Raw genomic sequence first — 14611 nt, 5'->3', positions numbered from 1 at the left:
CCGCAGGGGTGACGCGCGGGAGCCCCGATCGGTTGCCGCCGACCCGTGACCGGCCCCGGACCGGTGGCGGGTCAGTGGCGGGCGGCCCAGCGGTCGAGGTCGACGATGCCGGCGCGGCGGGCGGCCGCTCGGGCGGCCGGGGTGGTCAGGTCGGGGGCGGTGACCGTCTCCGGCTCGATGGCGGCGTCGAGCCCGGCGTACCGGCGCTGCTGCGCGGCCAGGGTCGCGCCCTGGGCGTCGGCGGCGCGCAGCAGGTCGGCGTCGATGCGCGGGGCCGGCGCGGCCACCCGGCCCAGCGCGCTGCCGGTCAGCAGGGGCGAGACGAGCGGGGTGTAGCCGGAGGAGTGGCCGAGCTGGTTGGGGTGGTAGCTCTCGCTCACGGGGCTGGAGAAGCCGTTGAGCCACTCCACGTCGTCGCAGACCGCGTGGCCGGTGAAGCGGCTGGTCGGGTTGGCGAAGCCGAAGCCGCGCGCGGACGCCGCGGCGGCCAGGCGGGCGTTGAGCTGGTCGGCGGTGGCGTTGAGGCGCGTCTCCTCGGCCGGGGAGAAGAACGTGGCGGCGTTGCAGTCCTCGCCCATGAAGACCCGCGGGTAGCCGACGACGACCACCCTCGCCTGCGGGGCACGGCTGCGGATGGAGCCGTAGAGGGTCGACAGCCGGCCCGGGAGGGTGCCGGCGATGAAGGCCTGGGCCTGGTCGACGGCTCCGCCGCAGTCGCTCATCCAGCCGGGCAGCGCGCACTCGGTGAGCACGTCGGCGAAGCCCGCGTCGTTGCCGCCGACGGAGATCGTGACGTAGGCCGTGCTCGCCGAGAGCGCGCCGAGCTGCGCGGTGGTGACGTCGGGGATGGTCGCCCCCGAGCAGGCGCGGAAGGTCAGCGCGTAGCCGCGCTGGGCCGCCACCAGGCTGGGGTAGGCGCGCGTGGAGCGCTGGCAGGAGGTGCCGTCGTCGAGGTAGCTGCGGGTGCCGGTGCCGGAGGAGTAGGAGTCACCGAGCGCGACGTACGACGGCGCCGCCGCGCTCGCGGGGGCCGCGGGCAGGGCCACCGCCGCCAGCGGGGCGAGCAGCACGGCGGCGAGGGCGGCCGCCCGCCCGGAGCGGGCCCGACGGGCGGGCCGCGGTCCCCGCGAGGGGGCCGACGACCGGAGCGAGCGTGACGAGGCGAGCAGGGGCATGACGGACCTCCGGGTGCGCCCCCGTCCCGAGCGGCGCGGGGTCCCTCGCAACCTAGGCCCGCTCAGCCGCCGCGGGAAGGGCTCGCGGGCGCAGCAAGGGGTTTCCCGAAGGTGTGGTCGCGCCCGGCCAGGAGGTCCTCGACGCCGGCCTCGAAGCGCGGGCAGGTCGCGATGTCGTGGGCGCGGCAGCGCAGCGCGTGCTCGGTCATCTCGCGGGAGCGGCGCATCTCCTCCATGCGACGGTCGAGGTCGGCGAGGTGGCCCTCCAGCACCTCGTGGCGGTCGCGCGCCTCCGCGTCGAGCAGCACGACGATCTGCTCGAGGGTCATGCCCGCGGCCTTGCTGCGCAGCACGACCGCCACTCGCACGACGTCGTCGCGCACGTAGCGCCGGCGCCCGGCGCCGTCGCGGGCGGGCCGGAGCAGCCCGACGTCCTCCCAGTGCCGCAGCACGTGGGTGGCCAGGCCGAAGCGCGCGGCCACCTCCCCCACCGACCACGGTGGCTCTCCCCGGCCGGGCGGTGCGGCGGCGGACGGTGCGACGGCGGACGGTGCGACCGCGGACGAGGTGGAGGTCGACGGGGTGGCGGGAGAGGCGGAGGGGGAGCCGGTGGGAGACGGGTCGGCACCGTCCCGGGGTGCCGCCGACCGGGGGCTTGACTTCATGTCGACATGAAGTCACAGCATCGTGGTGAGGGCAAGCGCCCCGCCCGTCAGGGCCCGACACCACCGCCGAGGAGCCAGCCATGAGCCACCCCACCGACACCCCCGATCCGTCCGGTCCCACCGGCGAGCGCCGCGCCACCGCAGCGGACGCCCCGTCCGCCACCGAGCAGGTCGACGTGGTGGTGCTCGGCGGCGGGCCCGCCGGCCTCCAGGCCGCGCTGACGCTCGGCCGCTCGCACCGCCGGGTCGTGGTCGTCGACGGCGGTCGCTACCGCAACGACCCCGCGGGGCACCTGCACAACTTCCTCACCCGCGACGGCACCCCGCCGGCCGAGCTGCGGGCGATCGCGCGCGTGGAGCTCGCGGCGTACGCCACCGTCGAGGTGCGCGAGGCCCGCGCCAGCGCGGTGGAGGCCGCCGGCGACGACCTCGCCGACGGCTTCGTGGTCACCCTCGAGGCCGCCGGGGAGCGCGCGGGCGCCGGGCAGCGCGTGCGTGCGCGCCGTGTGCTGCTGGCCACCGGGCTGCGCGACGTGCTGCCCGCGGTGGCGGGGCTGGAGGAGCTGTGGGGCGACCGCGCCGCGCACTGCCCCTACTGCCACGGCCACGAGCTGTCGGGGCAGGCCGTGGCGCTGCTGGGCAGCCACGACCACCTGCCGCGCATCGCGGTGCTGCTCGAGCGCACCGCCTCGCGCCTGGTCGTGCTCACCGACGGCGCCTCGCTGCCCGAGGAGACCGCCGCCGCGCTCGCCGGGCTCGGCGTGGCCGTGCGCAGCGAGCCGGTCACGGCCCTGCACCGCAGCGGCGACGGCGTGCGCGCCGAGCTGGCGAGCGGGCCCGACGAGGAGGTCGGCGGGATCTTCGTGGCGCCGGTGCTGGAGCAGGCGGCGCCCTTCGCCGGCCAGCTCGGCCTGGAGGTGCTCGCCTCCGGCGGCGTGCGCGTCGACGCCATGGGCCGCACCAGCCGCCCCGGGGTCTTCGCGGCGGGCGACCTGGCCCACGTCGCCGAGCTGCCGATGGCCCCGGCCTCCGTGCTGGTCTCCGCGGCCGCGGGTCAGCTCGCCGCGGCCGCCGCCGACGCCGACCTGGTGGCCGAGCGCCTGGCGGGGCTCACGCGGCGGGTGGCGGCCCCGGCCTGAGGGCCGGAGCCGGGCTCAGCCCTTGTGGCGCGGCTTGCGCGGCGGGCGCTCGGCGCCGCCGCCCGAGGTTCCGCCCGAGCCGCCGGAGCGGCGCGCGGGGCCGCCGCCGTCCTCGCGCAGCTCGATGAGCTTGCCGGAGATGCGGGTGCTCTCGAGCTTGGCGTAGACGCTCGGGTCGAGGTCGGCGGGCAGCTCCACCAGCGAGAAGTCAGGGCGGATCTGGATGTGCCCGAAGTCCCCGCGGCGCAGACCGCCCTCGTTGGCGATGGCGCCGACGATCTGGCGCGGCTCGACCTTGTGGCGCTTGCCGACCGAGATCCGGTACGTCGCCATCGGCACGTCGCTCTGGCCGCGGCGCGGACCACGGTCGCCGCGCTCGGGCCGGTCGCCGCGGCCCGGGCGGTCGCCGCGGTCGGGCCGCTCGGCGGGCTGGCGCATGGCGCGGTCGGCCTCGGCGTCGAGCAGCAGCGGGGTGTCGCCCTGCGCGACCACGGCGAGCGCCGCGGCCACGTCGACCTCGGGCACGTCGTGCTCGTTCATGTAGTGGGTGACGATCTCGCGGAACCGCGCGATGCGGGCCGTCTCGCCCAGGGCGGCGGTGATCGCCTCGTCGAAGCGGGTCAGGCGGGTGGAGTTGACGTCCTCCACGCTCGGCAGCTGCATCGGCACGAGCGGGGAGCGCGTGGCCTTCTCGATGTGCTTGAGCAGGTAGCGCTCACGCGGGGTGATGAAGGAGATCGCGTCACCGGAGCGACCCGCGCGGCCCGTGCGGCCGATGCGGTGCACGTAGGACTCGGTGTCGGTGGGGATGTCGTAGTTGACGACGTGGCTGATGCGCTCCACGTCGAGGCCGCGGGCCGCGACATCGGTGGCCACGAGGATGTCGAGCTTGGCCGCCTTGAGCTGGTTGACGGTCCGCTCGCGCTGCACCTGCGCGACGTCGCCGTTGATGGCGGCCGCGGAGAAGCCGCGGGCGCGCAGCTTCTCGGCGAGGGTCTCGGTCTCGTTCTTGGTGCGGACGAAGACGATCATGCCCTCGAAGTTCTCGACCTCGAGGATGCGCGTGAGGGCGTCGACCTTCTGGGGGTAGCTCACCATCAGGTAGCGCTGGGTGATGTTGGCCGCCGTGGCGGTCTTGTTCTTGACCGTGATCTCGGCCGGGTCGCTCAGGTACTGCTTGGAGAGCCGGCGGATCTGCGGCGGCATGGTCGCGGAGAAGAGCGCGACCTGCTTGTCCGAGGGGGTCTCGGCCAGGATCGTCTCGACGTCCTCGGCGAAGCCCATGTTGAGCATCTCGTCGGCCTCGTCGAGCACGAGGAAGCGCAGCTCGGACAGGTCGAGGGTGCCCTTGTCGAGGTGGTCCATGATCCGGCCCGGGGTGCCGACCACGATGTGCACGCCGCGGCGCAGCGCGCTGAGCTGCACGCCGTAGGCCTGGCCGCCGTAGACGGGCAGGACGTGCACGCCCTTGATGCTCGCGGCGTACTTCTGGAAGGCCTCGCAGACCTGCAGCGCCAGCTCGCGGGTCGGGGCCAGCACGAGCGCCTGCGGGGTCTTCTGGGAGACGTCGAGGCGCGAGAGGATCGGCAGCGCGAAGGCGGCGGTCTTGCCGGTGCCGGTCTGCGCCAGGCCGACGACGTCGCGGCCGTCGAGCAGGGTGGGGATCGTGGCGGCCTGGATGGCCGAGGGGGTCTCGTAGCCGACGTCGCGCAGCGCCTTGAGGACCTGGTCGGAGAGGCCGAGGTCGGAGAAGGTCGGCTCGGTCCGCGCCTCGGCGGCGGGCGTCGCGGGCTCGGTCGCGGGCTGGGCAGCAGGCTCCGCGGCGCTCTCGGGAGCGGGTGCGTCGGCCGGTACGTCAGAAGGGCTCACCCGTCAACGGTAGTCGCTCGGCGCGGCGGCGGCGGATTCCGCGTCGCGGAGGGCTGGGTCACGTCGGCTCCCCGTCGCCCCGCGCACGCCCCGCGCGCGCCCGCCCGCCGCCGTGCCGAGCGGCCCGCGCTCACTCGACGGTGACCGACTTGGCCAGGTTGCGCGGCTTGTCGATGTCGTGGCCCAGGTGCTTGGCGGCGTGGTAGGCCAGCAGCTGCAGCGGGATGGTCAGCAGGATCGGGTCGAGCTCACGCTCGAGGTGGGGCACGTCGATGCGCACGACGTCGAGACCGCCGAGGTCGACGCCGGGGTGGGTCACCACGACGAGCGGACCCTTGCGCGCCGCGATCTCGTGGAGGGCGGCGACGTTGCGCTCGGTGAGCTCGTCGTCGGGCACCACCGCGACGGTGGGGACCTCCTCGGAGATCAGCGCGAGCGGGCCGTGCTTGAGCTCGGAGGTCTGGTACGCCTCGGCGTGGCGGTAGCTGATCTCCTTGAACTTCTGCGCCCCCTCGCGAGCCACCGGGAAGCCGCGGACCCGCCCGACGAAGAACAGGCTCTCGGCCTCGGCCAGGCGCTGGGCCACCACGGCGAGGGCGTCCTCCTGGGCCAGCACCTCCTCCACGGCCGCGGGCAGCGCCTGCAGCCCGGCGATGAGGCGACGCCCGTCGGCCACCGAGAGGTCGCGCACGCGTCCCAGCTGCAGGGCCAGCAGGGAGAAGCCGAGGAACATGTTGGTCAGCGCCTTGGTGCTGGCCACCGCCACCTCGGGCCCGGCGTGGAGGTAGATGCCGGCGCCGCACTCGCGGGCGATCGCGCTGCCCACGACGTTGACCAGGCCGATGACGCGCCCGCCCTTGCGCTGGATCTCCTGCACCGCCAGCAGCGTGTCGACGGTCTCGCCGGACTGGCTGACCGCGACGTAGAGCGTGTCGGGCTCGATCACGGGGTTGCGGTAGCGGAACTCGCTGGCCGCCTCGGCGTCGGCGGGGATCCGGGCGAGCTCCTCGATGAGCGAGGCGCCCATCTGGCCCACGTAGTAGGCCGAGCCGCAGCCGAGCACCTTGACCCGGCGTACGGCACGGGTCTCGCGGGGGTCCATCTCCAGACCGCCGAGGTGGGCGGTGCCGAAGCGCTCGTCGAGGCGGCCGCGCAGCACGCGCTCGGCCGCGGCGGGCTGCTCGAGCATCTCCTTGCGCATGAACGACTCGTGGTCGCCGGCGTCGTAGGAGGTCGGGTCGACGTCGACCTCGGCCGCGGTGCGGGCCACGCGGGTCAGGTCGTGGCGGAAGGTGGTGAAGCCGGCCGGGGTCAGCGTGGCGATCTCGCCGTCGGCGAGGTGGGCGACGGTCGTGGTGTGGCGCACGAGCGCGGCGAGGTCGGAGGCGACGAGCATCTCCTTCTCCCCCACGCCGATGATGAGCGGGCTGCCGTTGCGGGCCACCACGATGCGGTCGGGGAAGTCGGCGTGGACCACCGCGATGCCGTAGGTGCCCTCGACCGCGGCCAGGGCCTCCACCACGCGCTCCTCGAGGGTCTCGGCGACCGAGCGGCCGATGAGGTGCGCGAGCACCTCGGTGTCGGTGTCGCTGGTGAGGGTCACGCCGTCGTCGGCGAGCCGGGCGCGCAGGGCGGCGGCGTTGTCGATGATGCCGTTGTGGACGACCGCGACGTCGCCCTTCTCGTCGGTGTGCGGGTGGGCGTTGACGTCGTTGGCCGGGCCGTGGGTGGCCCAGCGGGTGTGGCCGATGCCGCTGCGGCCGGAGAACCGCTTGGGCAGGTCGCTGCCGAGGTCGCGCACGCGGCCGGCGGCCTTGACCACCTTCACCGCGGGCTCGCGGCCCGCGCCGACGACGGCGAGGCCGACGGAGTCGTAGCCGCGGTGCTCCAGGCGGGTCAGGCCCTCCAGGATCAGGGGTGCTGCCTGCTGGGCGCCGATGTAGCCGACGATGCCGCACATGGTGGGTCCTCTCGGGGTTCTGGTGCTGATGCGTGGGTGCTGGTGCTGGTGCGTGGGTGGTGGCGCTCGGGTGGGAGCCGGCGCGCGGGCGGCCTAGCCGTGGACGATGCGACGCATCTGCCGGTCGGTGAGGCGGGGGGCGGCGACGAGTCGCTGGGCCAGCTCGTCGCGCACGAGGGCGAAGATGTCGGCGTTGCGCACGCCCGCGGAGCGCAGCTGGGCGTGCCGGCGGCGTACGACCTCCTCGACCGGCTGGGCGAGGAAGTCGACGACGTCCTGCGCGACGCGCAGCGCCTCGGGTCGGCTGAGGTCGGTCGTGGCGCTGAGGTGCTCGACGAGCGGGGCGAGCGGGTGCTCTCGGAGGTCGTCGGGTGCGCGCACCGCCAGATCGTGACCGCATCGACCCCCGTCCGCCAACTTCCTGCCCGATTTCGGGCAGGAACGACGCGACCACGGACGCGTTCGTCGGTCGGGCCGCGGACAACACCGCCTCGGGACGGGATCGGGCGGGGCCCGGGCCGCCGACGCGCCCGGATCGACCGGGTGGAGCGCCGCGGGGACGACGCGCGGTCGATCACCCCTCCAGGTGGAGGAAGCGAGCGGAGTCTCGGCAAAATCCGCCCATCCCCGTGGGGGCGTGCTACCTTTGGTGAACAGAAGATGAACAGGAGGTGTCCCATGCTGAACTCGCAGATGACCGGAGCCCTGACCCAGACCTGGGTGACCGTCACCGACAGCAGTGGCCGCACGCGCCTGGAGGCCCACTGGGTCGACCCGACGCTCGACGTCCGGAGCGCAGTTCCGATCCAGACGCCTCACGCAGCCTGAGCGACACGCACGAGGAGCCGCGACCCACCGGGGGTCGCGGCTCCTCGTCGTTTCCGGCCCGACGAGGCCGTGTCGACGCTGGTCCAGACCGCCTCGCGACTGCGGACCGACGCCGGGAATGAAAACGGACCCCGGTCCGGTTGTGGGTAATTGAAAGTTCCACTAGCGTGGACGAGCACCCCCACCACAGACCTCAGGAGCACACCATGGGCATCTTCAGCCGCTCGAACGACAAGACCACCGGCGCCACCGCCACCTTCGACGCCCCCACCAGCGTCGTCTCCGACCTCACCGGCGACTACACCATCGACCCCAGCCACAGCCGTCTCGGCTTCAGCGCGCGCCACGCGATGGTCACCACCGTCCGCGGCCAGTTCAAGGACTGGAGCGGCACCGCCCACATCGACACCGCCAACCCCGCCGCCTCCTCGGTGACCCTCAGCATCGTCACCGCCTCGATCGACACCGGCTCCGCCGACCGCGACGGCCACCTGGTCTCCGGCGACTTCTTCGACGCCGAGAAGAACCCCACCATCACCTTCACCTCGACCGACGTCAGCCGCGACGGCGACGACTGGACGATCACGGGCGACCTGACGATCGCCGGCACCACCAACTCGGTCGCCATCGAGTTCGAGCAGACCGGCTCGGCCACCGACCCCTTCGGCAACACCCGCGTCGGCTTCGAGGGCGCCTCGGCCCTCAACCGCAAGGACTTCGGCCTCACCTGGAACGCCGCCCTCGAGACCGGCGGCGTCCTCGTCTCGGAGAAGATCAAGCTCGAGTTCGACATCTCGGCGATCAAGAACGTCTGATCCACCCGTCCCCGGCAGGGGACGCAGCAACATCCACGCCGACCGGCACATCGGTGGCGCGTGACACCACGACGGGGCCCCGGTGATCCGGGGCCCCGTCGTCGTACTCCAGCTCCGCCCCGGTGGGTCCACCGACCGCCCGCCGCCGCCCGTAGCCGCAGGGCCGCCCCGGCCCCCGCACAAGCGAGTCCGGACAGGCTGTCGGCCCAGACCCGCACCTGTCGGCCCACGCGTCGGCCGACCAGTGCGGGTTTCGCCGGCCGACCGGTGAAACCCGCACAGCCGCAGCGGGCCAAACGGAATAAATCCTCCGGTTGCGTTGTCGGACCTGTCGTCCCACCGCACCCGGCGGCGGACGGAGCGGGGGACCCGATGACCTTCCTGCTGGGCTTCCTCCTGGCGCTCGCCGAGTCGTCGCTCGGCCTGGGGGCCGTGCTGCCCGGCGAGGTGGCGATCACCGGGCTGTCGGCCGCGACCGACGGGACCGGAGCCTCGGCCCTGCTGGTGCTCGCGGTGGCCCTCGGGGCGACCAGCGGCGACCACCTCGGCTACCTGCTGGGCCACCACACCGGGCCGCGGCTGCGGGCCGGCCGTCTCGTGGGGCGCCTCGGCGTCGCGCGGTGGGACCGGGCCACCGACCTCGTCGCCCGCCACGGCACGACCGCGGTGCTGGTGAGCCGCATGCTCCCCTTCGTGCGCACCGTCATGCCCGCGGTCGCCGGCGCTGCCCACCTGCCCTACCGGCGCTTCCTGCCCGCCTCCGTCGTCGGTGCGCTCGCGTGGGCCTCGGCCTGGGTCGTCGCCGGCAGCGCGATCGCGGCCAGCGGCGTGCTCGACCACCTCGGCACCGCCGTGGTCGTCCTCGCCGCGTCGCTCGCCGTCGTCCTGGCCGCACGCCATGTCGTACGCCGGCGCCGCGCGGCCGGTCGCGCGCTCGCACCCGTGGCCGCCGTGGCGGTGCCGGCGGGTGGACCGGTCGACCGGGAGTCGACCGGCGCGCACCTGACCGGCGGGCACCCGGACGGCGGTGAGCCGGGCAGCGAGGAGCTTCCCGGGTCCCGACGCCCGCGGTGCCGCGACCGGCTGCCCGTCTGCTGAGCCGTCCCCACGGGTCCGACCTCGGTCCCGACCTCGGTCCCGGCCGTGACCGAGAGGTGGGGCCGGCCTCAGCGTCGGCGGCCCGGACGGGCCTTGTGCGCCACCCGGGCCAGCTCGGCCTCGTCGGGGCAGGCCCGCGGCAGCGGCGTAGGCCCGTCAGGGTGGGCGCGCAGACCGTCGAGCAGGATGGCGAGGTAGCGGCGCCACAGGTCGGGGGTGGCCTCGGTGCCGATCTGGGAGACCGCGCGGGAGAGCACCGCCAGGTCGAGCGGAGCGACGTCGTCGCGCAGCACCCCGGCGGCCTGGGCCCGCGAGACGACCGCGCCGACCGCGGGCTGCATGCGCTCCCGGGCCCGCTCGAGGCGCTCGGCCCCGCGCAGGCCGTCGCCCAGCACCTCGCTGAGCCCCCGGTCGCAGGACTGGGCCGCGACCGACTCCTCCAGGAACCACACCAGGGCCTCCCACGGGTCCTCCCTCTCGCCCGCACGCGCGGTGAGCGCGACCAGCTCGTCGAGGCGCCGGGCGAAGAGGGCGTCGATGAGGTCGTCGCGGTCGGGGAAGCGGCGGTAGACCGTGCCGACGCCCACCCCGGCGCGGCGCGCGACCTCCTCGAAGCCGGCCTCTAGGCCCCGCTCGGCGAAGACCGCGGCGGCGGCGTCGAGGATCAGCCGCCGGTTGCGCTCGGCGTCGGCGCGCAGCGGCCGCTGCCCGTCCTCCGCACCGGGCCCGCACGGGTCGCCCCCGTCGCCCGGGTAGGGAAGGTCGACCGGGCCACCGGAGTCCAGGCGCGCGGGGTCGGCCGCGTGGGGGCGCTGCGAGCCGGGAGCCATGTCCGGCACCGTAGCCGCCGGCGGGGCGCCCCCGCTCGCGGCCGAGCCCGGCGGCGCCCGGCTGCGGGCCGCGGCGGGGCCTCGGGCTCAGCCGCGCTGGGCCCCGGGCACCTCGACGGTGGTCACCACCGTCGTGACCGACGGCCGTCGCGGCGTGGAGGAGAAGCCGAAGCGCGGGGGCGGGCTCACCGGCGCCAGCGCGCCGAGGTCGCGGCCCTCGAGCTGCCCGGTCGCGGCCCGCACGCGGTGGTGGTCCGTGGCGCCGTACCACTCCCGCCGTCCGCCGCCGGCGCTGCCGCGGGTGCGGACCCCGCGCAGCACGAGACGGGCCACGACGTCGGTGAGTGAGCACCAGGCCGGGCTGGTCGCCACCCGGTCGGGCACCAGCGCCAGCAGTCGGCCCAGCGCGGTGCGGCGGCCCACGACGAGGTCGAGGTCGAGGGAGGGCGAGCGCACCGACCAGGCGGTCGCCGTGGCCACCGCCGTCACCGGCTCGATCCGCACCTCGTCGAAGGAGTACGTCGCCTCGATGAAGTCGGCCGCGTCCCGGTGCGGGGCGATCAGCACGCGGTGCCCGTCGGGCCCTTCCACCATCGCGTCGGAGAAGCGGCCCAGCGGGGTGTCATGCCAGTGCCCGACCACCACCCGCACCCCGCTGGCGCTGCCGACGCCGGCGATACGACCGACGAAGCGCTGGCGACGGGGACGCCCTGCCCGGCGGGTCACCGGGGGGTCACCGCGCTGGTCGCTGGGCTGGTCGCTGGGCGGCTCACTCGGCGGCCTCCCCGCCCGCGGCCACCCGGGCCCGGCGGCGCACGACCGTGGCCAGCGGCAGCGGCGGCTGGCCGAGGGGGTTGGCCGCGGCGACCTCGTCCATCGCGTCGAGGATGTTGCGCAGGTTGATCATCAGGCCGCCGAAGACCGGCCACAGCTCCGGGGTGGGCTCCTGCGCGCCGATCTGGTCCACCAGCACGTTGAGCCGGGAGCGCACCTCGCGCAGCGGCTCGGGATCGGCGTCCTTGACCGCCTCGCCGGCGGCCACCAGCAGCGCGACCCACCCGGCCCGGAAGGGGTCGGCCCAGTCGTCGCGGCAGGTGGTCTCGTGGCCGAGGGTGCGCGCCATGCTGCGGGTCTCCGCGACCGCCTGCTCCATGCGGCGCAGCAGGGAGTACCACTGCCGGGGGTCGCGCAGCTCGTGGGCCGAGCGGCGTGGGTTCATCCGCGCGCTCTCGCGAGCCTGGCGCACCAGCGACCAGGCGTTGTCGAGCTCACCGTCGAGGTCGCGGGTGCGGTCGATCCAGTCGTCGACGTCCTCGTCGCTGCAGCCGTCGGTCAGCCCGCGACCGATGTCGACGAGGAGGGCGCCGATGGCGTCGTCGATGCGGTCGAGCGCCACGACCGCCGTACGCCGCCGCAGCGGGGGCCACACCAGCAGGTTGACCAGCAGGCCGACGCCGATGCCGATCGCGGTGTCGGCCAGGCGCGAGACGAGCATGCCGTCGTTGTCGGAGAAGCCGGTGGTGAGCACCACGAGGGCCGTGGCCGCCACGGCGGTGGACTCCTCGCCGAACCACGGCAGCGCGCCGATGGCCAGCCCGAGCGCCAGCACCATGACCACCGCCGCGGTGTCGAGGCCGAGCACGTTGCCGGTCGCCCAGGCGAGCAGCACCCCCGTCACGGCGGCCGCGACCTGGCGCACGCCGCGGGAGAAGGTGCGGTAGACCGTGGCGTGCACGACCAGCAGCGCCGCCCACGGCGCCAGGAACGACTGCGGCAGCTCGAAGACGCTCGTGGCCAGCACCCAGGCGAGCACCGCCGCGAGCACCGTCTTGGCCAGCTGCGTGACGTCGTTCCAGAAGATCGGGTCGCGCGCGCGTGCAGTCCAACCGGGCATCAGGCGACCGTAGCCAGGGCCGGCGACCGGCGTCACACCCCGGTGGTCGAGCAGCGCTCGCGTGCTCCGACGCCGCCGGGCAGGTCGGCCCGGGTCGGCCTGCGCCGGTCGGGTCGGGCCGGTCGGGTCGGGCCGGGTCGGGCTGGGTCGGGCTGGGTCGGGCCGACTCAGTCCTGCGCGCCCCGGGCGGTGGCCGCGAAGGCGCGGGTGGCGGCCTCGACGATGTCGTCGGGGGTGACGTCGAGCGTGCCGTCGAGCCAGGCGGTGACCAGCTCCTGGACCCCGCCGACGAACATCAGCCCGGCGAGGTCGCCGGGCTGGCCGGCCCACGCGTCGTCGTCGTACAGCGCGCGGCCCTCGCGGGTGGCCAGCTCGGCGAAGGCGCGCAGCAGCGCGTTGCGCGCCGGGCGCAGCTCAGGGCGCCCGGGGGCCTCGAGCATGGCGACCCGGCCCTTGCGCGGGTCGTCGGTGATGATCGCGACGAAGGCGCCGATGGCGGCGCGGATGCGCTCGGTGGGCCCGCCCTCGGTCTCCTCGATCGCCGACACGGCGGCGACGGTGATCTCGTCGCCGACCTGCTGCATGGCCGCGGTGAGGGCCTCGTCGAGGGAGGCGAAGTGCTCGTAGAAGTACCGCTCGGTGAGGCCGGCCTCGGCGCAGATGCGCGTCATGGTGACGCGGGGCCCGCCGTCGGCGCCCCAGACGTCGAGGGTCGCCGCGAGCAGCTGGGCGCGGCGGGTGGCGGCGCGCTCCTGCGCCGACATGCCGCGATACCTCCCCGCCTTGACCGCCATGGGCCCATCCTCACACCCGCCGCGCGCCCGTCCCAGGGACCGGACCGGACCGGTGCGGCCAGGACGGACGCAGACATTGACAGGACGTCCTGTCTGAATAACTCTGGTCGACGTGACCCAGGCCACGTCCCGCACCCCCGACCCGGCCGCCGGCGCGGCGGCCCGCCCGCTCCCCGCCGTCGCCCGCGAGCACCGCGGCTGGCCCGTGATCGGGCGCAGCCTGGAGTACGCCCGCGACCCCGTCGGCCTCTTCGAGAAGCAGTGGGCGGCCTACGGACCCGTCTCCCCGCTGCGCATCCTGGGCGACCCCTGGGTGATGCTGCTCGGCCCCGACGCCTGCGCCACGGCGCTCACCAACCCCGACAAGGCCTTCGTCAACGGGCCGGCCTGGAGCTACCTCGTCGGCCCGTTCTTCGACCGCGGCCTCATGCTCCTCGACGGCGAGGAGCACCACGTGCACCGCCGGATCATGCAGCAGGCCTTCACCCGCCCGCGGCTGGAGGGCTACGCCGCGGCCATGCACGCCCCGATCGCCCGCGGCCTCGACGCGTGGCGCCCGGGGCCGGGCTTCCCGGCGTACCCCGCCCTCAAGGAGCTGACCCTCGACGTCGCCGCCGAGATCTTCATGGGCGGCGCGGAGAGCACCGACCGCGCCGAGATGGCCCGGGTCAACGCCGCCTTCATCGACTGCGTGCAGAGCGCGGCCGCCCTCGTGCGTCGCGACCTGCCCGGCACCCGCTGGCGCAAGGGACTGCGGGGGCGCGAGGTCGTCGAGCGGTTCCTGCGCGACTACCTGCCCTCGCGGCGCGCCCGCGAGAGCGACGACCTCTTCTCCCAGCTGTGCCACGTCGAGAGCGAGGAGGGCGAGCGCTTCTCCGACGACGACGTCGTCAACCACATGGTCTTCCTCATGATGGCCGCCCACGACACCTCGACGATCACGCTCTCCACGATGCTCGAGCTGCTCGGCAAGCACCCCGCCTGGCGCGAGCGCTGCCGCGCGGAGTCGCTGGCCCTGGGCGAGGCGCCCACCCTGGCCGAGCTCGACTCCCTGGTCTCCCTCGACCTGGTGATGAAGGAGTGTCTGCGGCTGCGCGCCCCCGTGCCGGTCGTCGTGCGCCGCACCGTCAAGGAGACCGTGGTCGAGGGAGTGCGGGTGCCGGCCGACCGCTACGTCATCGTCGCCCCCCAGTTCAGCCACCTGATGCCCTCGCTGTGGAGCGACCCCACGGCCTTCGACCCCGAGCGCTTCTCCCCCGAGCGCCGCGAGGACCGCTCCCACCGCTTCGCCTGGGAGCCCTTCGGCGGCGGGGTCCACAAGTGCCTCGGGCTGTTCTTCGCCGGCGCCGAGGTCAAGGCGGTGATGCACCAGCTGCTGCGGCGCTTCGACTGGAGCGTCGACCCGGCCTACGTCGCACCGATGAACAACCACTCGCTGCCCTTCCCCGCCGACGGCCAGCCCGTCGACCTCGTCCACCGCACCGCCTGACCCGCCGCACCCGCACCCGCACCCGCACCCGCACCCGCACCCGACCGCAGGAGAC

Annotated in this window: 14 protein-coding genes; 5 read left to right on the top strand and 9 right to left on the bottom strand. The window is 75.0% G+C overall.

The features are described 5' to 3' along the window. Positions 1 to 71: 71 nt before the first annotated feature. The gene (locus IR170_RS06875; protein ID WP_193661774.1) at positions 72 to 1175 is read right to left on the bottom strand and encodes an SGNH/GDSL hydrolase family protein; all 1104 of its coding nucleotides are present in this window, start codon (positions 1173 to 1175) and stop codon (positions 72 to 74) included. Between the two features lie 62 nt (positions 1176 to 1237). Beyond that, on the bottom strand, positions 1238 to 1666 hold the full coding sequence (locus IR170_RS06870) for a MerR family transcriptional regulator (protein WP_319804942.1): 429 nt from the start codon (positions 1664 to 1666) through the stop codon (positions 1238 to 1240). Between the two features lie 254 nt (positions 1667 to 1920). Between IR170_RS06870 and IR170_RS06865 the strand changes: the two genes are divergently transcribed. Continuing rightward, complete coding sequence (locus IR170_RS06865) at positions 1921 to 2979, top strand: NAD(P)/FAD-dependent oxidoreductase (protein ID WP_193661772.1); 1059 nt, start codon at positions 1921 to 1923, stop codon at positions 2977 to 2979. A gap of 15 nt (positions 2980 to 2994) precedes the next feature. On the opposite strand, the gene IR170_RS06860 is transcribed toward IR170_RS06865, so the two are convergent. From IR170_RS06860 to IR170_RS06850, 3 genes are all read right to left on the bottom strand, one after another. Then, positions 2995 to 4848, bottom strand: coding sequence for a DEAD/DEAH box helicase (locus IR170_RS06860; RefSeq protein WP_319804941.1), 1854 nt, complete (start codon positions 4846 to 4848; stop codon positions 2995 to 2997). A gap of 130 nt (positions 4849 to 4978) precedes the next feature. Beyond that, on the bottom strand, positions 4979 to 6808 hold the full coding sequence (glmS, locus tag IR170_RS06855; protein WP_193661771.1) for a glutamine--fructose-6-phosphate transaminase (isomerizing): 1830 nt from the start codon (positions 6806 to 6808) through the stop codon (positions 4979 to 4981). A gap of 93 nt (positions 6809 to 6901) precedes the next feature. Continuing rightward, positions 6902 to 7189, bottom strand: a complete 288-nt coding sequence (locus IR170_RS06850) for a hypothetical protein (protein WP_056905155.1) — start codon at positions 7187 to 7189, stop codon at positions 6902 to 6904. A gap of 297 nt (positions 7190 to 7486) precedes the next feature. Here IR170_RS06850 and IR170_RS06845 point away from each other — a divergent pair, with 297 nt between their 5' ends. The 3 genes from IR170_RS06845 (at position 7487) to IR170_RS06835 (ending at position 9549) form a co-directional block, all read left to right on the top strand. Further along, complete coding sequence (locus tag IR170_RS06845) at positions 7487 to 7636, top strand: hypothetical protein (RefSeq protein ID WP_193661770.1); 150 nt, start codon at positions 7487 to 7489, stop codon at positions 7634 to 7636. Between the two features lie 206 nt (positions 7637 to 7842). Beyond that, complete coding sequence (locus IR170_RS06840) at positions 7843 to 8451, top strand: YceI family protein (protein WP_056865051.1); 609 nt, start codon at positions 7843 to 7845, stop codon at positions 8449 to 8451. 372 nt (positions 8452 to 8823) lie between these two features. Continuing rightward, the gene (locus IR170_RS06835; protein WP_193661769.1) at positions 8824 to 9549 is read left to right on the top strand and encodes a DedA family protein; all 726 of its coding nucleotides are present in this window, start codon (positions 8824 to 8826) and stop codon (positions 9547 to 9549) included. A gap of 68 nt (positions 9550 to 9617) precedes the next feature. Here the strand turns inward: IR170_RS06835 and IR170_RS06830 are convergent, their stop codons facing one another. The 4 genes from IR170_RS06830 to IR170_RS06815 form a co-directional block, all read right to left on the bottom strand. Beyond that, a complete protein-coding gene (locus tag IR170_RS06830) occupies positions 9618 to 10379 on the bottom strand; it encodes a TetR/AcrR family transcriptional regulator (RefSeq protein WP_193661768.1) in 762 nt (253 codons plus the stop codon). Positions 10380 to 10466: 87 nt separating this feature from the next. After that, a complete protein-coding gene (locus IR170_RS06825) occupies positions 10467 to 11105 on the bottom strand; it encodes a hypothetical protein (protein WP_193661767.1) in 639 nt (212 codons plus the stop codon). A gap of 43 nt (positions 11106 to 11148) precedes the next feature. Continuing rightward, positions 11149 to 12273 carry an FUSC family protein gene (locus IR170_RS06820; RefSeq protein WP_193661766.1) on the bottom strand — a complete coding sequence of 375 codons (1125 nt, stop codon included), beginning with the start codon at positions 12271 to 12273 and terminating at the stop codon, positions 11149 to 11151. 167 nt (positions 12274 to 12440) lie between these two features. Further along, positions 12441 to 13067: a TetR/AcrR family transcriptional regulator gene (locus IR170_RS06815; RefSeq protein WP_193661765.1), complete on the bottom strand. Its 627-nt coding sequence runs from the start codon at positions 13065 to 13067 to the stop codon at positions 12441 to 12443. Between the two features lie 112 nt (positions 13068 to 13179). Between IR170_RS06815 and IR170_RS06810 the strand changes: the two genes are divergently transcribed. Next, entirely contained in the window at positions 13180 to 14556 is a 1377-nt protein-coding gene (locus IR170_RS06810) for a cytochrome P450 (RefSeq protein ID WP_193661764.1), read from the top strand. Positions 14557 to 14611: the final 55 nt, after the last annotated feature.

This window comes from Nocardioides kribbensis (assembly GCF_015070375.1).
In the GTDB taxonomy this organism is placed as follows: Bacteria; Actinomycetota; Actinomycetes; order Propionibacteriales; family Nocardioidaceae; genus Nocardioides; species Nocardioides kribbensis.
This window is presented reverse-complemented; position numbering and strand designations above follow the sequence as displayed.

What these genes read in the sequence shown, in the direction of transcription:
- IR170_RS06835 (WP_193661769.1), top strand. Translation starts at nt 8,824, where the DNA reads ATGACCTTCCTGCTGGGCTTCCTCCTGGCGCTCGCCGAGTCGTCGCTC.
- IR170_RS06875 (WP_193661774.1), bottom strand. Translation starts at nt 1,175, where the DNA reads ATGCCCCTGCTCGCCTCGTCACGCTCGCTCCGGTCGTCGGCCCCCTCG.
- IR170_RS06840 (WP_056865051.1), top strand. Translation starts at nt 7,843, where the DNA reads ATGGGCATCTTCAGCCGCTCGAACGACAAGACCACCGGCGCCACCGCC.
- glmS (WP_193661771.1), bottom strand. Translation starts at nt 6,808, where the DNA reads ATGTGCGGCATCGTCGGCTACATCGGCGCCCAGCAGGCAGCACCCCTG.
- IR170_RS06865 (WP_193661772.1), top strand. Translation starts at nt 1,921, where the DNA reads ATGAGCCACCCCACCGACACCCCCGATCCGTCCGGTCCCACCGGCGAG.
- IR170_RS06820 (WP_193661766.1), bottom strand. Translation starts at nt 12,273, where the DNA reads ATGCCCGGTTGGACTGCACGCGCGCGCGACCCGATCTTCTGGAACGAC.
- IR170_RS06845 (WP_193661770.1), top strand. Translation starts at nt 7,487, where the DNA reads ATGCTGAACTCGCAGATGACCGGAGCCCTGACCCAGACCTGGGTGACC.
- IR170_RS06815 (WP_193661765.1), bottom strand. Translation starts at nt 13,067, where the DNA reads ATGGCGGTCAAGGCGGGGAGGTATCGCGGCATGTCGGCGCAGGAGCGC.
- IR170_RS06830 (WP_193661768.1), bottom strand. Translation starts at nt 10,379, where the DNA reads ATGGCTCCCGGCTCGCAGCGCCCCCACGCGGCCGACCCCGCGCGCCTG.